This window comes from Tabrizicola sp. TH137, assembly GCF_002855575.1.
GTDB lineage: Bacteria > Pseudomonadota > Alphaproteobacteria > Rhodobacterales > Rhodobacteraceae > Paragemmobacter.
This window is the reverse complement of the sequence record NZ_PKRQ01000004.1, coordinates 441,725-463,126: the sequence shown is the minus strand read 5'-3', so window position 1 is coordinate 463,126 and position 21,402 is coordinate 441,725. Positions and strand designations below refer to the sequence as shown.

Here is a 21,402-nt window from a genome sequence, read left to right as displayed (position 1 = left end):
CCATGGCCAAGGCTTTCGCCTCGCAGGGCGATCTCGCGGAAAAGAAGATCAGCTTCACCGAAATCGGCGAAGGGCTCTACGCCTTCACCGCCGAAGGCGATCCGAACAGCGGCGTCATCATCGGCGATGACAGCGTCATGGTGGTCGAGGCGCAGGCCACCCCGCGCCTCGCGCAGAAGGTGATCGACTGCATCCGCAGCGTCACCGACAAACCCATCAGCCATGTCGTCCTGACCCATTACCATGCCGTCCGCGTGCTCGGTGCCTCCGCCTTCCGCGCGCCGCAGATCATCATGTCCGAAGCCGCCCGGAACATGGTCGCCGAACGTGGGCAGGAAGATTGGGACAGCGAATTCCAACGCTTTCCCCGTCTCTTCCAGGGCCATGAAGGCATCCCCGGCCTGACCTGGCCCACCACCACCTTCAATGGCAGGATGTCGGTCTGGCTGGGCAAGCGCCGGGTGGATATCCTTCAGCTTGGCCGCGCCCATACCGCCGGCGATGCGGTCATCCATGTGCCTGACCAGAACGTCATGTTCACCGGAGATATTGTCGAGGCGCATTCCGCCTGCTACTGCGGCGACGGCCATTTCGCCGACTGGGGCAACACGCTCGAAGCGATCCGCGCCTATGACCTTGCTGCCATAGCGCCGGGCCGGGGCGATGCCGTCATCGGCCAAGAGGCGGTCAATGCCGCGCTCGATCGGACGAAGGATTTCGTCGACTCCACCTATCGCCCGGTCGCCCGCATCGCGGCACGGGGCGGATCGCTCAAGGAAGCATGGGACGCCGTCCGCGCCGAATGCGATCCGAAGTTCAGGGACTACGCCATCTACGAACATTGCCTGCCCTTCAACGTCGCCCGCGCCTATGACGAGGCGCGCGGCATCGCCCATCCCCGCATCTGGACCGCCCAGCGCGATCTTGACATGTGGGCGGCGCTCCAGGGCTGAACGGCAGGATCAGGGAGGAACGGATGAAACATGACGTCCCGGAACGCTATGCGCTGGCCTTCCGTCTCTACCCCTATGCACGCTCGCCGGATCAGGATGCACGCGCTCCCGTCCGCCACCGGGTGATCGTGGTCGGCGGCGGCCCGGTCGGGCTGGCCACCGCCCTCGATCTGGGCCGCCGGGCCATCCCCGTCCTGCTGCTGGACGATCACGAAGGCCCCGGCCTCGGCAGTCGCGCGCTCTGCTTTGCCAAGCGCACGCTGGAAATCTGCGACCGTCTCGGGGCTGCCGCGCCGATGCTGGAAAAGGGCGTGCAATGGAACCTCGGCAAGGTCTTCCGTGACGACCGCCTGCTCTACGAGTTCAACCTCCTGCCCGAAGGCGGCCATGCCATGCCCGCCTTCATCAACCTCCAGCAACCCTGGTTCGAAAAGTTCCTCCATGACGCCATCCTCTCGGCCCAGGCAGAAGGCGCACCCATCGAATTGCGCGGCAAGAACCGGGTTGATGCGATCACCCCCGACACGGATCACGTCACTCTCACGGTGATGACACCTGATGGCCCCTACCACCTCGAGGCGGATTGGCTCATCGCCTGCGACGGCGCCCGCAGCCCCCTGCGCGGCATGATGGGATTGGGCTTCGAAGGCCGGGTTTTCGAGGACAACTTCCTGATAGCTGACGTGAAGATGAAGGCGGATTTCCCGACAGAACGCTGGTTCTGGTTCGAACCGCATTTCAAATCCGGCGATTCCGCCCTCCTCCACAAACAGCCCGATGACATCTGGCGCATCGACTTCCAGCTTGGCTGGAACATCGACCGCGCCAAGGAACTGGAACCCGCCCGCATCCGGGCGCGCGTCGATGCGATGCTGGGTCCCGGTGTGGACTATGAACTGGACTGGTGTTCCATCTACACCTTCCAGTGCCGCCGCATGGAACGCTTCCGGCATGGCCGCGTCCTCTTCGCGGGCGATTCCGCCCATCAGGTGAGTCCCTTCGGCGCACGCGGCGCGAATTCTGGCATCCAGGATGTGGACAACCTCGCCTGGAAGCTGGCGCTGGTGGTTCAGGGCGCGGCCCCGGACAGCCTGCTCGACAGCTATGATGCCGAACGCGTCCACGGGGCAGAGGAGAACATCCTGAACTCCACCCGCTCCACGGATTTCATCACGCCCAAGACCCCGGTCTCCCGTATGTTCCGCAACGCCGTCCTCGACCTTGCCGAGACCCTTCCCTTCGCAAGGACGGTGGTCAATTCGGGCCGCCTGTCTCTGCCCTGCACCTATGACGGGTCGGCGCTCAACGGGCCTGACCACCCGCAAATGCCGCCGCGCACGCGGCCGGGCTCACCCTGTCCCGATGCACCTCTGGCCGGGGGATGGCTCCTCGCGCAACTCGGGCGCGGCTTCACCCTGCTCGGGATCGGCATCGAGGTGCCGCCCCAACTCACCCTGCACGGGCTGGCGGTGGACGGGCTGACGCTCGACCCCAGCCCCGAACTGGCCGCCCGCTATCTGGGCGATGTGCCAGGGGCCGTCTATCTCATCCGCCCCGACCAGCACGTCGCGGCCCGCTGGGATCGGTTCGAGTCAGCCGCGCTGGGTCAGGCCCTTGCCCGTGCCATCGGAAAGGAATGACCCATGCTCATCACCACGCCAAACCTCACCCGGGCCGACGAATCCTATGCGAGGCTGATCGCCACCCATGACGGTCTGACCGAGGCGGAAAGCCACGCCCTCAACGCCCGGCTGATCCTGATCCTGATGAACCATATCGGTGATCATGCCATCCTGGCCGAGGCGATGCGCCTCGCCCGCGATCCCCGCCCGGCCGCGCCCTGAGGTCGGGCCGGGCATTGCCGGGCGCGGCGAAGGCGTCCTAGACGGCCGGCACCTGCACAACGATCCCGTCCAGGTCGGCGGTCATCCGGATCTGGCAGGACAGGCGCGAAGCCGGCTGCCGCCCCGCCTCGGTTATGTCCAGCATATCCTCCTCGAACGGCCCGGGCGGGCCCGCGCGCTCCGCCCAGTCAGGCGTCACCACCACATGGCATGTCGCGCAGGACATCGACCCGCCGCATTCCCCCACCACGCCCGGAATGCCCCGCGCCACGGCGGCCTGCATCAGGTTCATCCCTTCCGCCACGTCCAGCGTGATCTTCCGCCCGTCGGGCAATTCCCACGTCGCCTGCATCGCCATTCCCTCAGACATACCAGATGTAATAGTCGCGCAGCGCCGCCCCTTCGAGGCCCGCCGTCTTGTCCACCTCAATCCGCTTCATGAAGATGTGGTGGTCCGTGATCTCGCGCCCCAAAGCATCGCCAAGGGCGGCATCGGCCTCCAGATCATCCATCGCCTCGGCCAGCGAAGCGGCCACGCCATGGCCTGCATCTGTCCGCTCGAAACAGTCGCCCGCCTCTGCCTCGGGCAGCGGATATCCCTGCTCCACACCCAGCCGCGCCGCCTGCAACAGGGCCGCCAGCGCCGTATAGGGGTTGCAGCTTGCATCCGCCATGCGGTGCTCCAGCCGCGTCTTCGCGCCGCCCTCTTCCGACACGCGGACCGTGACGCCGCGATGATCCCCGCCCCAGTTGCACCAATAGCCCGACATGGAGGCAGGTTGCAGCCGCAGATAGGACCCCACCGTCGGCGCCAGAATGCCCGCCAGCCCCTTGTGATGCCGCATCCACCCCGCCACGCAGCCCCGCGCCAGATCATTCATCTGCGCAGGCCCGCCCTTCGGCCCGGTCATCAGCGCGTTCTTTCCCGACGCATCGGCGAAAGACAGGTTGAAATGCAGCCCCGACCCGCCTTTTTCCAGAATCGGCTTGGGCAGGAAGGTCAGCAGGATGCCATGCTCCAGCGCCACTTCGCGGGCCATCTGGCGGAACAATACCATCTCGTCCACCGCCTTCACCGCCTCGTCATAGGCCAGCGTGAATTCGTATTGCGGCGTGTCATACTCGGCGGTGATCAGTTCCAGCCGGAACCCGGCCTCCTCCGCCCGGTTCCAGATCGCATCCGTGAACCCCGCCGGATCGGCGAAGGGCCCCGTCCCATAGACGATCCCGCCCGGCGCATGCAGCGGCGACAGGCCGCCATCCTCGCCGATCTCGAAGGCAAAGGCCTCCAGCTCGATCCCTACCTTCGGCACCAGCCCGTGCCGCTTCCAGTCCGCCACCGCCCGCTTCAGCGCCCCGCGCGGGCAGAGCGGCAGCGGCACCCCCTCGCTGTCATACAGGTCGCCCGTCACCACCTTGGTATTCGGCTCCCATCCCTCGCGGATTTCCGCGCCGTCCCAGCGGAATTCCATGTCGGGAATACCCTCGCGGCATTTCGTATGCGGCGCGTCAAGGATCAGGTCCTTGTCCCAATGCACGCTGAAGGTGGGCCGCGCCAGCCGCGTGCCGTCGGATTTCATCTTCGATGCGGGCAGATACTTGCCGCGCATCAGGCTCAGATGATCGCAGAACATGGCCCTGAGGCGGTCCGCCATGATGTCACTCCCTGTTCACTGTTCTTGCTTGTTCATTTCAGTGTCACATGAACGGGCAGCGATTTCAGCCCGGCCACGAAGTTGGATCGCAGGAACTTCTGTTCCCCCGCAGGTTCGATGGCCCGGATGCGCTTGGCCAGTTCCTGGAACAGCACACGCACTTCCAGCCGCGCCAGCCACATCCCAAGGCAGAGATGCGGCCCCCCCTGGCCAAAGGCCAGATGGCGGTTCGGGTTGCGGCCCAGATCCACCCGGAAGGGCGCGTCAAAGGCCTCCTCATCCCGATTGGCCGAGGCGAACCAGTACAGAACCTTGTCCCCCGCCCTGATCTGCTTGCCATGCATCTCGAAATCCCGCGTCGCCGTGCGCCGGAAATAGGAGGTGGGCGAAGCCCAGCGGATGATCTCATCCGCCATCGTGTCATCCACCGCCCCGCTCTGGATCAGCGGCAGCAGTTCCGGCTGATGCGCCAGCGCCTGAATGCCCGCCGCGATGGAATAGCGCGTGGTATCGTTGCCCGCCGCCACGATCAGGCAAAAGAAGTTGCGGAACTCATGCTCCGGCAGGACCGATCCATCCGGTCCCGGTTGCAGGATCAGGTGCAACACCCCCGACGTATCCCCCGCTGCCGCCTTCCGCGCCATCAGGTCCTTGGCATAGACAAACAGCTCCGCCCCGGCGGGCGAGTTGAAGGGCATCATGCGGAACTCGTCCGTCGTCAGCTTGTCCAGAACGTGCTCCGTGAAATCCGGGTCCGTATTGGCAATCAGCGCATCGCCCTTCTCCACCAGCCAGGGCAAATCCTCATCCGGCAGCCCGACGATCCGCCCCAGCATCCGCATCGGCAATTCCCGCGCGATGTCCTTGGTCGCATCGAACGTGCCCTTCGCCAGCGCCTGATCCAGGATGTCGGTGCACAGGTCGCGGATCGCCTGCTCGAACCCGGCCACCACGGGCTTGGAAAAGGCCTTTGCCACCTTCACCCGCGTCATCATGTGTTCGGGCGGATCGGTTTCCTGAAAGGTCCGCCGGGCAAGATACTCCTCGTAACTCTGATCCTCCATCCGGATTCCCCGCGCCGAAGACAGCAGGTCCGGCTTGCCGTTCAGGGCATGGATGTCGGCATGCCGCGTGACCGACCAGAAAGGCTGGCCCTGATCCCATTCTGTCCAATGCATGGGGTCGTCCCGGCGCAACCGGGCAAAGGTGTTGTGCGGCGCACCGTTCAGAAAGGTGTCATGGCTGGTCAGATCGGCATGGCCGTCATCGCTGGGCGTCCAGACCGTCATCATTGCCTCCTTGCCGTCACATCATTTTTGCATAATGATACGGCCTATAAATATGTAAAGGAAAAACTTCATGCATATCGCGCTGCTGGTGACGAATACGGATGACTCGGATTTCGCCGCACGCCATCCCCGCGATGCCGAAAAGTTCCGCCACCTGATCGCCGCCGTCCGCCCCGACTGGCACATGACGGCCTTCGACCTTCCGAAAGGCGAATTCCCCGAAGACATCAAGGGTTTCGACGGTCTCCTGATCGGCGGCAGCCCCGCCTCCGTGCGGGACGCCGACCCCTGGATCGTCCGGCTCATGGCCCTGATCCGTACGGCCCATGCGGCGGGTTTGCCCATGGTCGGGGCCTGCTTCGGCCATCAGGCCATCGCACAGGCGCTCGGGGGCCGGGTCGGTGCCAATCCCGGCCCCTTCGTCCTCGGCGCTTCGGAAACCGAAATCACCGCGCCCGCCCCCTGGATGGATGCCGCACCCCGCATCCGCCTCGCCGCCGCCCATGGCGAACAGGTGCTCGCCCTTCCGCCGGGTGCCGAGGTGATCGGCCACTCGCCCGGCTGCCCCGTCGCCGCCTACCGCATCGGCAACCGCGTCTTCGCCACGCAACACCACCCCGAGATGACGCCCGACTTCGCCGCCGCGCTGGTCGAGGAATTCGCCCCCCATTTCCCGCCCGAGGTGGGCCAGACCGCCCGCGCCGCGCTGGCTCCCGGCATCGAAGGCCCGCGCTTCGCCGAATGGATCGCGCGCTTCTTCGAACAGGCGGCCTAGGACAGCGCGGCGATCAGGTCCATCGCGGTCACCTGATCGAATTGCACATGCGCCTGCATTGCCGCCTCCGCCCCGGCGGAATCCCGGTCGGTGATCATCCGCGCGATGGCCCGATGCTCCGACGCCGATCGCGTGATCGCCCCGGCAAAGCGATAGCGCGCCCGGTAATAGGCCAGCAACTTCCGCGCATTGGTCTTCAGCGACTCGAGCAGCACCCCATTCCCCGACGCGATGGCCACGCATTCATGGAAGCGCAGGTTATGCTGGTAATACCCGTCCGGGTCGGCATCGGGCTGCGCCCGCGCATGCGCCTCGCAGGCCGCCACCGCCGCTTCCAGATCGGCCGCCCCCTGCCGCGACAGCCGCCGCGCCGCCAGCCCCGCCGCCTGTCCCTCCAGCTTGGCATGGACCTCAAGGATCGCCAGAAACTCCTCCAGCGTGGGCCGAAAGATCGTCGCCCCCTTGCGCGGCAATCGCCGGACCAGACCCAGCGCCTCCAGATACAGGATCGCCTCGCGCACCGGGGTGCGGGACACGCCATATGTCTCGGACAGTTCCGCCTCGTCCAGCAGATCGCCGGGGTTAAGCTGGCCAAGGTCGATCCGCGCCAGCACATGCTGGACAAGGGTCGGGATCTGCGGGCCGGGGAAGGGGGTGCTGCTCATGGTCCTGCCGCCTCGGATGAGGGCGCGACCCTGCCACGGGTGCGCCGCCTTGTCACCCCTTCGGCGGCAGGTCGATCCGCAGCCCGTCCCGCCCCACATGCAGCGGACCGGTCCATTGGGGCGCACAGGCCCGATGCCAGTCCTCGACACCGAAAGCCGGATCATCCGACGGGATCAGATGATGCAGCGCCAGCGCCCCGACCCCGGCCTCGCGTGCCACCGCCGCCGCATCGGATGCCAGCGTATGCGCCCGAAGCCAATGCTTCATCAGCCGGTCATCGCCATTGCCGATCCGCCGCTGCAACGCCTCCAGCCCCTCGGCCAGCATCACCTCATGGATCAGTAGGTCCGCGCCCCGCGCAAACTCAACCAGCGCCGGATTATGCGCCGTATCGCCGGAAAACACGACCCGCCGCCCCGCCCCCCGGAAGGACAGCGACCAGCTCTCCGTCAGCGGCGGATGGATCGACGGCATCGCCTCCACCGTGATCGCCCCTTCGGTGATCGCCTCTCCCGCCCGGATCACATGGCAGGAAATCAGGTCGCGCAGGTCGGGCCGCCCCTCATCCTCGATCCGCGTGTCGATATCCTCCTTCATCGAAAGGAAGAACCCCTCGAAATAGGTCGCAAGTCCCGACGGCCCCCAGACCCGGACCGGCGTCTTCAGCCCCGCCGTCCAGGCCGTGTGCAACAGGGGCCCGAGTTCCAGATAATGATCCGAATGCAGATGGGTGATGAAGACCGTCGCGATGTCCTTCAGCGCCATGCCCTGATCGCACAGCCCCCGCGTCACCCCCAGACCGGCATCCACCACCACCCGCTGCCCGCCCAGCGACAGCAGCGACGAGGTGGGCATCGGCGATCCGGTCCGGATCGCCGGGCCGCCCTTCGTCCCCAGCAGCGCGACGAAATCCTCCCCGACCCCCATCGTCACAACGCCGCGAAACCGGCATCCAGCGCGGTCAGGATGACGTCCACATCCTCGGCCGTCAGGATCAGCGGGGGTGACAGGATGATGTTCGGCCCGGAAACGCGCACCATCGCGCCCTCCCGATAGGCCACTTCCTGCACGCGGGCCGGCACCGCCTTGTCGGCCGGGGCCTTGGTTTCCCTGTCCGCCACCAGTTCGATGGCCGTCATCAACCCATGCCCACCCCGCACATCGCCAATGACCTCATGCCGCGCCATCAGGGCCTGCACGCCTTCGTAAAGCTGCGTCCCCCGCGCCGCGGCATTCTCCACCACGTTCAGCCGCTTCGTCTCGGCCAGACAGGCCAGCGCCGCCGCCGCACCCACCGGATGGCCGGAATAGGTATAGCCATGCCCGATCGCCGCCTTCCCGCTGGCATCGCTTTCGAAGACCTGCGCCACGCCTTCCGCGATCATCACCGCGCCAAAGGGGAAATAGCCGTTGGTGATCGCCTTCGCCGTGCAGCAGAAATCGGGCTTCACCCCCCACAACCGGCTGCCCGTCCAGGCCCCCGTCCGCCCGAAGGCGGTGATGACCTCATCCGCGATCAGCAGGATGCCATGCTTGCGGCAGATCGCCTCCACCCCGGGCATGAAACTCGGATGCGGCGGGATCACGCCGCCCGCGCCCAGGATGGGCTCCATGATGAAGGCCGCGATGGTGCCTGCCCCCTGGAAAGCGATCTCGTCCTCCAGCGCCGCAAGGCAAAGCTGTGCCAGCCGCGCCGGATCGGTTTCATTGAACGGGTTGCGATAGGTATAGGGGGCGGGAATATGGTGGCAACCCGGCAGCAGCGGCTCATAGGCGGTGCGGAAATTGGCATTGCCATTGACCGAAGCGCCGCCGAAATGCGTGCCGTGATAGCCCTTCTTCAGCGACAGGTATTTCACCCGCCCCGCCTCGCCCCGGATCTTGTGATATTGCCGCGCCAGCCGAAGCGCCGTCTCCACCGAGTCCGACCCGCCCGAGGTGAAGAAGGCCCGGCTCAGCCCGTCCGGTTCGAAGAAGGCCCGCAATTCCTCGGCCAGTTCGATCACGCAGTCATTCGACGTGCCGCGAAAGATCGAATAATAGGGCAGCCGGTCCAGTTGCGCCGTGATCGCCTCCTTCACCGGCTGGCAGGAATAGCCCAGGTTGACGTTCCACAGCCCCCCCACGCCATCCACCACCTCATGCCCGTCCAGATCGGTGATCCGCACGCCCTGCGCGCCGGTCACGATGGTCGGCGCGTTCTTCAGGCTGTCCGAAGGGGCCGTCATCGGATGCCAGAGGCTCCGGGCGTTGTTCGCCTTGAGAAAATTCTCGTCCTTCATGGCTGTCTCCTTCGGCTGTTCATGTGAGACGTTGCCACAGCAGGGCAACGCCGGGCGGGGACTGGCCACCCCAGAGGTCGATGATCTCCGCCGCCGCCCCGGCAAGTTCACGGCGGATGCAGGACAGAAGGTCAGGCGTGGATCGGTTCGCCGGAAAGGCAACGCCCAGGGCACCGACGGCCTCATCCCCATTCAGGAACAGCGGCAGCGCAACGCTCTGCGCATCGGTCTCGAATGTCCCCGTCGTCTCGGCAAAACCGCGCAGCCGCACCGCATCCAGCCGCGCCCGCAACTGTCCGGGGTCCGTCTCGGTCACATCCGTCAACCGGGGCAGCGGACGCGCAAGCAGGGCCTCCCGCTCCGCCTCCGGCAGGAAGGCAATCACCGCCTGACCCGATGAGGTGGCGTGCCAGGGCAGGATGTCCGCATCCTCCATCATCACCTTGGTCGCATGGGTCGGCGAATAGGCAAAGGCGATGGTCACCAGCTTGTCGCCCTCGCGCAGCGACAGATGCGCCGTCTCGCCCGTCGCCCGCGCCAGCGCCTGCAACACCGGCATCGCCGCATCCCGCGTCGGGACGGCGGTCTCGCGCAGCGCGGCAAGGCGCAGCACCGCCGGGCCAAGCCGGTATTCCCGTGCGGCCCCGACCTGCTCCACCAGGCCGCGTGATTCCATCTCTGTCAGCAGCCGATGGCAGGTCGCCTTGTTCAACCCCGACAGTCGCGCCATCTCCGACAGCCCGACCAACGCCCGTTGCCGGGTGAAAAGGTTCAAAAGATCAAGGGCTTTTCCAACCGTTCCCATCGTCCAGCGGGGCCTCCTGCGCCATGCCGCGAAATGCGGCAGACGCGCCATAGCATTTTTGTTGACAGATTGCCGCTCGGCCTGTCAATCTATTTTTCAAACCAACGGTTCAAATAATGAACCATCAACAGCGGAGATGCAAGATGAAGAAACTCGCCCTTCTGGGCAGCGCCGCCGCGCTTGCCCTTGCTGCCTTCGGCGGGGCCGCCCTCGCGGAATACCCCGAAAAACCGGTGACCTTCATCGTGCCGTGGCCCCCCGGCGATCTCGAAGACGTGCTGACCCGCATGATCGCCGAGGAACTCCAGAACCAGACCGGCGTGCCAGCCGCCGTGGTGAACAAGCCGGGCGGTGGCGGTGTCGTCGGCGGTCTCGAAGTCGCCACCGCATCGCCTGACGGCTATACCATCGGCTCGCTCACCGTCGGCATTCCCACGGTCAAGACGATGGGACCGGATGCCCAGTTCGCCGCCGATGCGCTTGAACCCGTCGGCATCTTCCTGACCTATCCCTTTCTGATCGCCGCCAAGGCCGACGCGCCCTATTCCACCATGGCCGAACTGGCCGAATACTCGAAGGCGAACCCTGTCCGCCTCGGCCATTTCGGCTATGGCATCGAACCCACGATGATGACGGTCTTCGGTCTTCAGGAACTCGGCGGCACCTTCAGCGCCGAAGCCGCCTTCGACGCCGTTGATTGCTCCACCCTCGCCAATGGCGATGCCGACGTGATCAACACCACGGCCCAGCTCGTGCTGTCCTGCCTGGGCGAGATCAAGGTCCTCGCCACCATCACCGGCGACCGCACCGCGATCACCCCGGACGTGCCGACGCTGGGCGAACAGGTGCCCGCCCTCGCCGGTTCCTCGCTCTGGAATGGCCTCTTCGTCCCGAAAGGCACCCCGCAAGAGGTGAAGGACAAGATCGCCGCCATCGCCCAGACCGTGGTCGCCAGCGACGCCGCCCAGGAAATTGCCAAGACGACCGGCGCGCTGGTTTACTGGCAGGATCAGGCCTCGGCCACCGAACAGGTCGCCAAGGACATGAAAGACCTCGCCGCCCTGCGCGAAAAACTGGGCGTGACGGAGTGATATCCGAAAGGGGCGCGGCACCCTTGCCGCGCCCCTCTCCTTTCTGGGGGGCTTGGGATGACGGACCCGGACGAACCACAGGCGAACCGGCTCGAAAGCATGGCGCTGGCGCTGATCTTCGCGGCCGTCTCCGTGCTGCTTCTGGCCTTGATCGGGGTGGCCACCCGCACCGGTCAGGCATCCGGCGGCTGGTGGACGCGCCCCGCCTTCGCCCCCGGCGTGGCCCTCGCCGTCCTGGTTGCGGCCAACCTTCTTACCCTCTGGCGCGACCTTGCCGATCTCCGGGCCAATCCCGCCACGCCCGAGGAATGGGCCGAGGCGCGGGAAAAGATGGTCGGCTGGCTGCGCCCGGCCGAATTCCTTGCCTATTACGCCGTCTATATCTGGGCGATCCAGCACATCGGCTATTTCCCCTCGACGCTGGTCTTCGTCCTCGGTCTCCTCTGGCGCGTCGGTCTCACCGCCCCCCGCTGGATCTGGGCCGGCATCGGCCTGTCACTCTTCATGATCGGGGTCTTCCGGGCCGGTCTGGGCGTCTGGATGCCCGCGCCCGAATTCTATGACCTTTTCCCCGATGCCATCCGTCTTGCGCTCATGCGCTGGTTCTGAAAGGCGCGACGATGGACTTCATCCTTCTGGGCTTGCAGCAACTCGCCGATCCCATGGTCTTCCTGACCATGTGCATCGGCGCGATCCTCGGCGTCATCGTCGGCGCCATTCCCGGCGCCGGGGCGGCGGTGACCATCTCGATCCTCCTGCCCACGACCTTTTCCATGGACCCGCTCACCGGCATGACCCTGCTGCTCGGCGTCTATTGCGGTTCCGCCTACGGCTCGGCCATCCCCGCCGTGATGATCAACACCCCCGGCAGCCCCGTCGCCGTTCTGACCGCGCTCGAAGCCAAACCCTTCGTCGAACGCGGCGAGGCCCGCCGCGCCATGAGCCTTGCCTATTCCTCCTCCTTCGTCGGCGGCGTCCTGGCGGTGCTGGCGCTCATGCTGCTGACCAAACCCCTGGCCGAAGTCGCCAAGAACTTCGGCTCCGCCGAATTCGCCATGCTGGCCTTCGCCGCCCTCGTCCTCGTGGTGATCGGCCATGGCGGGCGTCGGGTCGAGGCGACAGCCGCCCTCGCCTTCGGCCTCTTCCTTGCCACCGTGGGGATCGAGACCGCCTATTCCACCCAGCGCTACAGTTTCGGGCAAAGCTGGCTGATCCAGGGCATCCCCCTTGTCCCCATGGTCATCGGCCTCTTCGCCATGTCCGAGGCCCTGATCCAGCTCACCGGACGCGACACCACCCGCCAGACCGTGCAGCTCAAGGGCCATTTCTTCTCGGGCTTCCTGGAGATTTTCCGCTACAAGGTCACGCTCTTCGGCTCCTCCGTCTTCGGCATCATCTGCGGCATCATGCCGGGCGTGGGCGAATTTCTCGCGCAACAGGTCAATTATGTCTGGGCGCGCAAGCTGTCGAAGGAAGGCCATCTCTTCGGCAAGGGTGCCCCCGAAGGCATCATCGTCTCCGAAGCGACGAACAACGCCGTCCCCCCGGCCGCGCTGATCCCCATGCTCGCGCTGGGCATTCCGGGCGAGGAACTCACCGCCATGATGCTGGCCGTCTTTCTCGTCCATAACGTCATCCCGGGGCCGGACCTCTTCCTGAACCGGCCGGAATTCGTGGCAGGGCTCTACTGGACGCTGCTCGCCATGAACTTCGTCATCATCCTGTTCCTGCTCGTGGCCACCAACACGATTGCCCGCGCCGCACTCATCAACAAACGCTTCCTCGGCGTGGCGATCATGACCCTGTCACTGATCGGCACCTATGCCTCCAACTACAACTTCTCGGATGTCGGGCTCGCCATGGGCTTCGCCGTTCTCGGCTACATCCTGCGCAGCCATCGCTGGCCGCTGACGCCGATCCTTCTCGGCGTCGTCATGGGACCGATCCTCGAAAACCGCTTCCGTCAGGCCGTCGGCGGGGCAGGGGGCGATCTTTCGATCTTCGTCACGCGGCCCATCTCGGCCATCATGCTGGCGGGGCTTTGCATCCTTCTCTTCTTCACCATCCGGGGGGCGCTGAAGGCGCGCCGCCCGCGCGAGGACTGGCAGATCAATGACACTTGACCAAACCACCATCGACCGTCTCGCCGCCACGCCGATCCCGCCGCAGCGTCTTCTGATCGGCGGCCACTGGGTGGACGGGTCCGAAGCACCGCTTCCCGTCCTCTCCCCCGTGGATGGCGCGCAGATCACCACCCTCTCTGCCGCCGCGCCCGCCGATGTCGCCCGCGCCTGCGCCGATGCCCGTGCTGCCTTCGAAGACGCGCGCTGGGCCGGCAAACCCCCGGCCGAACGCAAGAAGATCCTGCACCGCCTCGCCGACCTGATCGACGCCCATGCCCTTGAACTGGCCGTGCTCGGCGTCCGCGACAACGGCACCGAAATCTCCATGGCGCTCAAGGCCGAACCCGGCAGCGCCGCCGGAACCTTCCGCTACTATGCCGAGGCGATCGACAAGGTCTATGGCGAGGTGGCCCCGACCGCCGCCAATGTCCTCGCACTGATCCACCGCGAACCCGTCGGGGTGGTGGCCGCCATCGTGCCCTGGAACTTCCCCCTGATGATCGGCGCCTGGAAGATCGCCCCCGCCCTCGCCATGGGCAATTCGGTCGTGCTCAAACCCGCCGAAACCGCCTCGCTCAGCCTGCTGCGTCTGGCCGAACTGGCGCTCGAGGCGGGCGTTCCGCCCGGCGTCTTCAACGTCGTCACCGGACCGGGCCGCATCACGGGCGAGGCGCTCGCCCTTTCCCCCGATGTCGATGTCCTTGTCTTCACCGGCTCCGGCGCCACCGGGCGGCGCCTTCTCGAATACTCCGCCCGCTCGAACCTGAAACGCTGCTACCTGGAACTCGGGGGGAAATCGCCCAACATCGTCTTTGCCGACGCGCCCGATCTCGCCGCGGCGGCCAAGGCGGCGGCCACAGCCATCTTCCGCAATGCCGGGCAGGTCTGCGTGGCAGGCTCCCGCCTCCTCGTCGAAGCCTCGATCCATGACGCCTTCGTCGCGGCCCTGGAAAAGGCCACCGCCGCCATGGCCGTCGGCAACCCGCTGCACCTCTCCACCCAGATCGGTGCCGTCAATTCGCTGGCGCAACTGGATGGCAACCTCCGCTTCCTCGCCGATGCCCGCGCCGAAGGGGCCGACGTCATCCGCGGCGGCACCCGCATCCTCACGGAAACCGGCGGCTACTACATGGACCCGGCCATCGTCACCCGCGTCGCCCCCAGCCATCGCCTCTACCGGGAAGAGGTGTTCGGCCCCGTCCTCGCCGTCACCCCCTTCGAAACCGAAGCCGAGGCGCTCCGCCTTGCCAATGCCACCGATTATGGCCTCGCGGCGGGGGTCTGGACAGCGAACCTGTCCCGCGCACACCGCATGGTGCGCGGCATCCGGGCCGGGGTCGTCCATGTCAACACCTATGGCGGCGCCGATGTCACCGTCCCGCTGGCAGGGGCCAAGCAATCCGGCAACGGGGCCGACAAATCCCTGCACGCACTGGACAAATACACCGACCTCAAGACCGCATGGATTCGACTCTGATGACGCAGGACCGCACGATCCTTGTCGCAGGCACCTGGGACACCAAGAATGACGAACTCGGCTACATGGCCGATGTCATCCGCGCCCAGGGCGGGCGGGTGCTGACGATGGATGTCTCCGTCCTCGGCGATCCGGCGCAGCCCACGGATATCTCAAAGCATCAGGTGGCCGAGGCGGCAGGCTCCAGCATCGCCGCCGCCATCGCAGCCGAGGATGAGAATGTCGCCATGCAGATCATGGCGCAGGGATCGGCCCGCATCGCCGCGCGCCTTCAGGCCGAAGGGGCGATCCACGGCGTCGTGGTCCTTGGCGGGACGATGGGCACCGACCTTGCCCTCGACCTCTGCTCCGCGCTGCCGCTAGGCGTGCCGAAATATGTCGTCTCCACGGTCAGCTTCTCGCCCATGATCCCGCCCGAACGGCTTCCTGCCGATATCCAGATGATCCTCTGGGCGGGTGGGCTCTATGGCCTCAACTCCATCTGCAAGGCCTCGCTGTCACAGGCTGCCGGGGCCGTTCTCGGCGCCGCCCGCGCGGTGGAACCGCCCCGCCGCGACCGCCCCCTCATCGGCATGACCAGCTTCGGCAAGACCGTCCTGCGCTACATGGTGGACCTGAAGCCCGCGCTGGAATCGCGCGGCTTCGAAGTGGCCGTCTTCCACGCCACCGGCATGGGCGGCCGCGCCTTCGAAAGCCTCGCCGCCGAAGGCGCCTTCGCCGCCGTGCTGGATTTCGCGCCGCAGGAAGTGGGCAATCACCTCTTCGGCTCGGCCATCAGCGCAGGCCCCGACCGGCTCACCGCCGCCGGCGCACGCGGTCTGCCACAGGCCGTGTCCATCGGCTGCTACGACCTGATCGACCTTGTCGGCTGGAACCCCCTGCCGGACCGCTTCGCCGCCAATCCAAGCCACGCCCATAACCGGCTCCTCTCTTCCGTCGTGCTGGACGGTCCGCAGCGCCGGATGGTGGCCCGCGCCGTGATGGAAAAGCTCGCCCCCGCGAAGGGCGAGACGGTCTTCCTCCTGCCCCTCGAAGGTGGCAATGAATGGGACCGCGCCGAAGGCCCGCTGCATGATGCCGAAGGACTTGCCGCCTTCCTCGACGAGGTCCGCAGATCCTGCCCGCCCAATGTCCGGCTGATCGAAATTCCCGCCCATATCAACGATCCAGCCTTCTCCGAAACCGCCCTCGCCATTGTCGATGGCTGGATCGCCGCAGGCCTTCTGCCACGGCCCTGATCCGATGGCGGCCTCAGCGCGGGCGCGGGTCGATCTTCTGAAGGCTCTCCAGAAGATCCAGCAACGCCTCCAGCCGCGCCGCCCCGAACTCCGCCTCGATCCGCGCAAAGATCGCGGCACTTTCCGCCGCGTGCCGATGGATCAGCGCCTCGCCCGCCTCGGTGATCCGGATCACCGTCTTGCGGCGGTCCTCCGGCGGGGTGTGACGGGCAATCAGCCCCTCCTCCTCCATCGGCCGCACCATCCGCGTCAGGCTGGACAGCAGCAGACAAGCCGCCTCTGCCACCTGGCTCAACTCCAGCGGGCCCTGCTCCTGCAACACCCGCAGCACCCGCCATTTCTGTTCATTCACGCCCGATGCTGCCAGCATCTCGCGGATCGGCCCCATCACCACCTCGCGCGCCCGCAACAGCGCGATGGGCAAGGATCGGCGGGTCTGGCGCAGGGGGCTGGGGCTTTCGGTCATGCCCGCCCTTATCGCGCAAGGCAGGCGCGGGCAGCAAGTCCACAGGCAAGCCGGATTGACAAAACCGGCAAAATACTTAACAAAGCAAGTATCGGAGGGCCTGCCATGCCGCATATCCAGATCGACTATTCCGCCAATCTCGAATCCCGGCTGGATATGGCCGCCTTCTGCCGCGTGCTGCGCGACGCCGCCCTCGCCACGGGCATCCTGCCGCTGGCCGGCATCCGCGTCCGCGCCACCGCCTGCACCCATTGCGTCATCGCCGACGGCAACCCGGACCATGCCTTCCTCGACATCTCCCTCCGCCTGCGCGCCGGCCGCAGCGCCGAGGCGAAGGCAAAGGCCACAGCCGACATCTTCGCCGCTGCCGAATCCTTCTGCGCCGACCTCCTCGCCTCCTCCTCCTTCCTTCTCAGCTTCGAGATGCGCGACATCGACCCCGCGCTTTCGCCCAAAGTCTCCTCCATCCGCCGCCACCTGCCGGGAGAGCAGCCATGACCGACCTTGCCACGCAGCTCGCCCGCCTCGACTACCACCTCGCCCGGTTCCGCGACCACGGCATCCTCAATCTGATCGGCGGGCAGGATGTCGCCGGATCGGACTGGTTCGAAACCCGCTCCCCCGTCGATGACAGCCTGATCGCCCGCGTGGCCCTCGGCACGGCGGAAACCGTCGATCAGGCGGCTGCGGCTGCGCGGGCCGCCTTCCCGGCCTGGGCCGCGCTGCCGGGGGCGCAACGCAAGGCGATCCTGCACCGCATCGCCGACGGGATCGAAGCCCGCGCCGAAGAAATCGCCCTCTGCGAATGCTGGGATACCGGTCAGGCCTGGCGCTTCATGTCCAAGGCCGCGCTGCGCGGCGCGGAAAACTTCCGCTTCTTCGCCGATCTCGCCCCCGGCGCCCGCGACGGGCAAAGCCTGCCCTCGCCCGATCACCTCAACATCACCAGCCGTCACCCCATCGGCCCGGTCGGCGTGATCACCCCGTGGAACACGCCCTTCATGCTCTCCACCTGGAAGATCGCCCCCGCCCTCGCCGCGGGCTGCACCGTCGTTCACAAACCGGCCGAGTTCAGCCCCCTCACAGCCCGCCTTCTGGCCGAAATCTGCCACGAGGCCGGCCTTCCTCCCGGCGTGCTGAACCTCGTCAACGGTATGGGCGAAGGCGCGGGCAAGGCGCTCACCGAACATCCCGACATCAAGGCCATCGCCTTCGTCGGCGAATCCCGCACCGGCAGCCAGATCATGAAACAGGGGGCCGACACGCTCAAACGCGTCCATTTCGAACTGGGCGGAAAGAACCCCGTCCTCGTCTTCGAAGATGCCGATCTCGACCGCGCTCTCGATGCCGTCATCTTCATGATCTACTCGCTCAACGGCGAACGCTGCACCTCCTCCTCGCGCCTTCTGGTGCAGGACAGCATCGCCGAAGATTTCCACGCCCGCCTGATCCAGCGGGTCAACCAGATCAAGGTCGGCCACCCGCTCGATCCCGCCACCGAGATCGGCCCCCTCATCCACCAGACGCATTTCGAAAAGGTCGCCCGCTATGTCGCCATCGGTCAGGCCGAAGGGGCAACCCTCGCCGCCGGCGGCAACCGCGTCGGCGAAAACGGCTGGTTCATCCGCCCCACGCTCTTCACCGATGCCCGCCCCGACATGCGCATCGCGCAGGAAGAGGTGTTCGGCCCCTTCCTCACCTCCCTCCGCTTCCGCGACGAAGACGAGGCGCTCGCCATCGCCAATGGCGTGGCCTACGGCCTCACCGGCTATGTCTGGACCAATGATCTCACCCGCGCCCTCCGCATCAGCGATCGGCTGGAGGCGGGGATGATCTGGGTGAATTCCGAGAATGTCCGCCACCTCCCCACGCCCTTCGGCGGGGTCAAGGCATCCGGCATCGGCCGCGACGGCGGCGACTGGTCCTTCGAATTCTACATGGAAACCAAGAACACCGCCTTCGCCCTCGGGCAGCACAAGATGCAGCGGCTCGGCGTCTGACCCGCCCGCCCGCCCAACCGAAAGGAGCCGCAATGCCCGTTCCGCCCCCGAACCTGAACCCGCCCTTCAATATCGTCCGTCTCAGCCATGCCGAACTCCGCGTCACCGATCTCGCCTGGAGCCGCGCCTATTACGTCGATCTGCTGGGGCTTCAGGTCACGCATGAAGACCCGACAACGATCTACCTCCGCGCGATGGAGGAACGCGGCCACCACTGCCTGATCCTGCAACAGGCCGACACGCCCTCGGTCGGCGTGCTGGGGTTCAAACTCTGGTCGGAAGAAGACCTCGACAAGGCCGCCGCATGGTTCGCCGCCAAGGGCCTGTCACCGGTCTGGACCGAACGCCCCTTCATGGGCCGCGTCCTCGCCGTGCGCGATCCCTGGGGCGTGCCGCTGGAATTCTACGCCCGGATGGATCGCCTTCCCCCGATCCACCAGAACTACGCCCTTTATCGCGGGGTCAAACCGCTGCGGATCGACCATTTCAACCTCTTCTCCCCCGATGTGGACAAGGCCGTCGCCTTCTACGGCGAGATGGGCTTCCGCCTCACCGAATACACGGCAGACGAAGAGACCGGCCGCACCTGGGCTGCCTGGATGCATCGCAAGGGCGGCGTGCATGACATCGCCTTCACCAACGGCACCGGTCCGCGCCTGCACCACACCGCCTTCTGGGTGCCGACACCGCTCAACATCATCGACCTGCTCGATCTGATGTCCACCACCGGCTATCTCGCCAATATCGAACGCGGTCCTGGGCGGCATGGCATCTCCAACGCCTTCTTCCTCTACATCCGCGACCGCGACGGCCACCGCACGGAAATCTACTGCTCCGACTACCAGACCACCGATCCCGATCTTGAACCCATCAAATGGGACCTCAAGGACCCGCAACGCCAGACACTCTGGGGCGCCCCCGCGCCGCGTTCATGGTTCGAACTCGGATCGGCCTTCGAAGGCACCGCGCAGCGCGACAGCGACCTGAAGGCGCAACCCATCATCGCGCCCTGACCCATGGGACACAGCACAGCCATGACCCCCGCTATGACCCTCATCAGCTTCACCGCCGATGGCCGCCCCTTCTGGGGCGTGGCCCGCGACGGCGGCGCCATCGCCCTCTCCCCCGATTTCCCGCACTGGCCCGGCCTGCGCGAGGTCATCGCCGCCGGTGCGATGGATGAGGTTCTCGCCGCCGCCGAAGGGCGCGCCATCACCCACGCCCCCGGCTGCTTCACCCATGACATCCCCATCCGCGACCCGGAAAAGATCATCTGCGTCGGCGTCAACTTCCCCGACCGCAACGCCGAATACCGCGACGGGCAGGAAGCCCCGCCCAACATGTCGCTCTTCATCCGCTTCCCGCGCAGCTTCACAGGCCACGGCGCCCCGCTCATCCGCCCCCCCGAAAGCCCGCAACTGGACTATGAAGGCGAAATCGCCATCGTCATCGGCAAGACCGGCCGCCGCATCCCCGAAGAAGCGGCGCTCTCCCATATCGCCGCGCTCACGCTCTGCAACGAAGGCACGATCCGCGACTGGGTCCGCCACGCCAAATTCAACGTGACCCAGGGCAAGAACTGGGATCGTTCCGGTGCCATGGGTCCGGGCCTCGTCCCCTTCCGCGACCCGTCGCAGATCCTCGACATCGCCCTCACCACCCGCGTCAACGGCGACCTGCGCCAATCTGACCGGACCAGCCGGATGCTCTTCCCCGTCGCCCGCCAGATCGCCTATGTCAGCACCTTCACCACCCTCGTTCCGGGTGACATCATCGTCACCGGCACCCCCACCGGGGCCGGGGCGCGCTTCGATCCGCCGGTCTGGCTCAGGCCCGGCGACGTGATCGAGGTAGAGGCAGAAGGCATCGGCTGTCTGCGCAACGGGGTGGCCGACGAATGACCGAAGACGAAATCCACGACGCAGCCATCGCCCTCCACCGGGCCGAAACCGACCGCAGGCAATGCGGCCTCCTCTCCCTCCTCCATCCCGGCATGACCCTGGACGACGCCTATGCCGTCCAGTCCGCCTTCGTTGCGCTGAAACAGGCGGCGGGCGCGCGCCGCATCGGCTGGAAGATCGGCCTCACCAGCCGCGCCATGCAGCAGGCCCTCGCCATAGACACCCCCGATTCCGGCGTCCTGCTCGACGACATGCTCTTCGACGACGGCGCGACCATCCCGACCGGCCGCTTCATCCAGCCCCGGATCGAGGCCGAAATCGCCTTCATCACCAAGGCCCCGCTCGCCGGTCCCGACGTCACCCGCGCCGATGTGCTGGCCGCCACCGCCCATGTCGCCCCGGCGCTGGAAATCCTCGACACCCGCATCCTGCGCGCGGATCCCGCCACGGGCCGCGCCCGGATCATCACCGACACGGTCAGCGACAACGCCGCCAATGCCGGTATCGTCCTCGGCCCGCAGCGCCATTCCGTCGATGCCTTCGACCTGCGCTGGATCGGCGCCATCCTCCGCCGCGACGGCGTGGTCGAAGAAACCGGCCTCGGCGCAGGCGTTCTTGACGATCCCGTCACCGGCATCCTCTGGCTGGTGCATCGCCTCGCCCGCTACGGCCAGGGCATCGCCGCGGGCGAGGTGCTCCTCTCCGGCAGCTTCATCCGCCCCGTCGAAGCCCCGCCCGGAAGCCGCTTCCATGCTGATTTCGGCCCCTTCGGCGAGGTTCGGCTGTCCTTCTGACGCCCCCGCTGCGCAACCCGTCCCCCCGTCGGTCCGCCGCGCC

22 protein-coding genes are annotated in these 21,402 nt (G+C 66.5%); 14 read left to right on the top strand and 8 right to left on the bottom strand.

The window, feature by feature from the left end:
* Positions 1 to 2: 2 nt before the first annotated feature.
* From C0V75_RS14935 to C0V75_RS14925, 3 genes are read left to right on the top strand one after another with little or no spacing between them, the layout of a single operon-like run.
* Positions 3 to 953 (top strand): MBL fold metallo-hydrolase, encoded by a 951-nt coding sequence (locus tag C0V75_RS14935; RefSeq protein ID WP_101921737.1) that lies wholly within the window; start codon positions 3 to 5, stop codon positions 951 to 953.
* A 23-nt stretch (positions 954 to 976) separates the two neighbouring features.
* Positions 977 to 2,593, top strand: coding sequence for an FAD-dependent oxidoreductase (locus tag C0V75_RS14930; protein ID WP_101921736.1), 1,617 nt, complete (start codon positions 977 to 979; stop codon positions 2,591 to 2,593).
* Positions 2,594 to 2,596: 3 nt separating this feature from the next.
* Positions 2,597 to 2,797, top strand: coding sequence for a DUF2783 domain-containing protein (locus C0V75_RS14925; RefSeq protein WP_101921735.1), 201 nt, complete (start codon positions 2,597 to 2,599; stop codon positions 2,795 to 2,797).
* A 37-nt stretch (positions 2,798 to 2,834) separates the two neighbouring features.
* Here C0V75_RS14925 and C0V75_RS14920 read toward each other — a convergent pair whose 3' ends face one another.
* Genes C0V75_RS14920 through C0V75_RS14910 form a run of 3 tightly spaced genes read right to left on the bottom strand, consistent with a single transcriptional unit; the run spans position 2,835 to position 5,741 of the window.
* Positions 2,835 to 3,149, bottom strand: a complete 315-nt coding sequence (locus C0V75_RS14920) for a 2Fe-2S iron-sulfur cluster-binding protein (protein WP_101921796.1) — start codon at positions 3,147 to 3,149, stop codon at positions 2,835 to 2,837.
* 10 nt (positions 3,150 to 3,159) lie between these two features.
* Positions 3,160 to 4,452, bottom strand: a complete 1,293-nt coding sequence (locus tag C0V75_RS14915; RefSeq protein WP_101921734.1) for a glutamine synthetase family protein — start codon at positions 4,450 to 4,452, stop codon at positions 3,160 to 3,162.
* 32 nt (positions 4,453 to 4,484) lie between these two features.
* Positions 4,485 to 5,741: a cytochrome P450 gene (locus tag C0V75_RS14910; protein ID WP_101921795.1), complete on the bottom strand. Its 1,257-nt coding sequence runs from the start codon at positions 5,739 to 5,741 to the stop codon at positions 4,485 to 4,487.
* Between the two features lie 70 nt (positions 5,742 to 5,811).
* Here C0V75_RS14910 and C0V75_RS14905 point away from each other — a divergent pair, with 70 nt between their 5' ends.
* Complete coding sequence (locus C0V75_RS14905) at positions 5,812 to 6,516, top strand: type 1 glutamine amidotransferase (protein WP_101921733.1); 705 nt, start codon at positions 5,812 to 5,814, stop codon at positions 6,514 to 6,516.
* On the opposite strand, the gene C0V75_RS14900 is transcribed toward C0V75_RS14905, so the two are convergent.
* Genes C0V75_RS14900 through C0V75_RS14885 form a run of 4 tightly spaced genes read right to left on the bottom strand, consistent with a single transcriptional unit; the run spans position 6,513 to position 10,269 of the window.
* On the bottom strand, positions 6,513 to 7,181 hold the full coding sequence (locus C0V75_RS14900; protein ID WP_101921732.1) for a GntR family transcriptional regulator: 669 nt from the start codon (positions 7,179 to 7,181) through the stop codon (positions 6,513 to 6,515). The two genes, C0V75_RS14905 and C0V75_RS14900, sit on opposite strands and share 4 nt — an antisense overlap.
* A gap of 52 nt (positions 7,182 to 7,233) precedes the next feature.
* Positions 7,234 to 8,109, bottom strand: coding sequence for an MBL fold metallo-hydrolase (locus C0V75_RS14895; RefSeq protein ID WP_101921731.1), 876 nt, complete (start codon positions 8,107 to 8,109; stop codon positions 7,234 to 7,236).
* 2 nt (positions 8,110 to 8,111) lie between these two features.
* Positions 8,112 to 9,464, bottom strand: coding sequence for an aminotransferase class III-fold pyridoxal phosphate-dependent enzyme (locus C0V75_RS14890; protein WP_101921730.1), 1,353 nt, complete (start codon positions 9,462 to 9,464; stop codon positions 8,112 to 8,114).
* A 19-nt stretch (positions 9,465 to 9,483) separates the two neighbouring features.
* Entirely contained in the window at positions 9,484 to 10,269 is a 786-nt protein-coding gene (locus tag C0V75_RS14885; RefSeq protein ID WP_101921729.1) for an IclR family transcriptional regulator, read from the bottom strand.
* A gap of 143 nt (positions 10,270 to 10,412) precedes the next feature.
* On the opposite strand from C0V75_RS14885, the gene C0V75_RS14880 reads away from it, so the two are divergent.
* From C0V75_RS14880 to C0V75_RS14860, 5 genes are read left to right on the top strand one after another with little or no spacing between them, the layout of a single operon-like run.
* Entirely contained in the window at positions 10,413 to 11,360 is a 948-nt protein-coding gene (locus tag C0V75_RS14880; protein ID WP_101921728.1) for a tripartite tricarboxylate transporter substrate binding protein, read from the top strand.
* Positions 11,361 to 11,417: 57 nt separating this feature from the next.
* A complete protein-coding gene (locus C0V75_RS14875) occupies positions 11,418 to 11,969 on the top strand; it encodes a tripartite tricarboxylate transporter TctB family protein (protein WP_101921727.1) in 552 nt (183 codons plus the stop codon).
* Between the two features lie 11 nt (positions 11,970 to 11,980).
* Entirely contained in the window at positions 11,981 to 13,483 is a 1,503-nt protein-coding gene (locus tag C0V75_RS14870) for a tripartite tricarboxylate transporter permease (RefSeq protein ID WP_101921726.1), read from the top strand.
* On the top strand, positions 13,473 to 14,960 hold the full coding sequence (locus C0V75_RS14865) for an aldehyde dehydrogenase family protein (RefSeq protein WP_101921725.1): 1,488 nt from the start codon (positions 13,473 to 13,475) through the stop codon (positions 14,958 to 14,960). The genes C0V75_RS14870 and C0V75_RS14865 overlap by 11 nt, the downstream gene beginning before the upstream one ends.
* Complete coding sequence (locus C0V75_RS14860; protein ID WP_101921724.1) at positions 14,960 to 16,198, top strand: Tm-1-like ATP-binding domain-containing protein; 1,239 nt, start codon at positions 14,960 to 14,962, stop codon at positions 16,196 to 16,198. The genes C0V75_RS14865 and C0V75_RS14860 overlap by 1 nt, the downstream gene beginning before the upstream one ends.
* 13 nt (positions 16,199 to 16,211) lie before the next feature.
* On the opposite strand, the gene hpaR is transcribed toward C0V75_RS14860, so the two are convergent.
* The gene (gene hpaR / locus C0V75_RS14855) at positions 16,212 to 16,664 is read right to left on the bottom strand and encodes a homoprotocatechuate degradation operon regulator HpaR (RefSeq protein WP_101921723.1); all 453 of its coding nucleotides are present in this window, start codon (positions 16,662 to 16,664) and stop codon (positions 16,212 to 16,214) included.
* 105 nt (positions 16,665 to 16,769) lie between these two features.
* Between hpaR and C0V75_RS14850 the strand changes: the two genes are divergently transcribed.
* Genes C0V75_RS14850 through hpaH form a run of 5 tightly spaced genes read left to right on the top strand, consistent with a single transcriptional unit; the run spans position 16,770 to position 21,359 of the window.
* Positions 16,770 to 17,162, top strand: coding sequence for a 5-carboxymethyl-2-hydroxymuconate Delta-isomerase (locus C0V75_RS14850; RefSeq protein WP_101921722.1), 393 nt, complete (start codon positions 16,770 to 16,772; stop codon positions 17,160 to 17,162).
* The gene (gene hpaE / locus C0V75_RS14845; RefSeq protein WP_101921721.1) at positions 17,159 to 18,664 is read left to right on the top strand and encodes a 5-carboxymethyl-2-hydroxymuconate semialdehyde dehydrogenase; all 1,506 of its coding nucleotides are present in this window, start codon (positions 17,159 to 17,161) and stop codon (positions 18,662 to 18,664) included. Before C0V75_RS14850 ends, hpaE begins: the two co-directional genes overlap by 4 nt.
* A 32-nt stretch (positions 18,665 to 18,696) precedes the next feature.
* A complete protein-coding gene (hpaD, locus tag C0V75_RS14840) occupies positions 18,697 to 19,677 on the top strand; it encodes a 3,4-dihydroxyphenylacetate 2,3-dioxygenase (protein ID WP_101921720.1) in 981 nt (326 codons plus the stop codon).
* A gap of 33 nt (positions 19,678 to 19,710) precedes the next feature.
* Positions 19,711 to 20,565 carry a fumarylacetoacetate hydrolase family protein gene (locus C0V75_RS14835; protein WP_101921719.1) on the top strand — a complete coding sequence of 285 codons (855 nt, stop codon included), beginning with the start codon at positions 19,711 to 19,713 and terminating at the stop codon, positions 20,563 to 20,565.
* Positions 20,562 to 21,359, top strand: a complete 798-nt coding sequence (gene hpaH / locus C0V75_RS14830) for a 2-oxo-hept-4-ene-1,7-dioate hydratase (protein ID WP_101921718.1) — start codon at positions 20,562 to 20,564, stop codon at positions 21,357 to 21,359. Before C0V75_RS14835 ends, hpaH begins: the two co-directional genes overlap by 4 nt.
* The last annotated feature ends 43 nt before the right edge of the window (positions 21,360 to 21,402 follow it).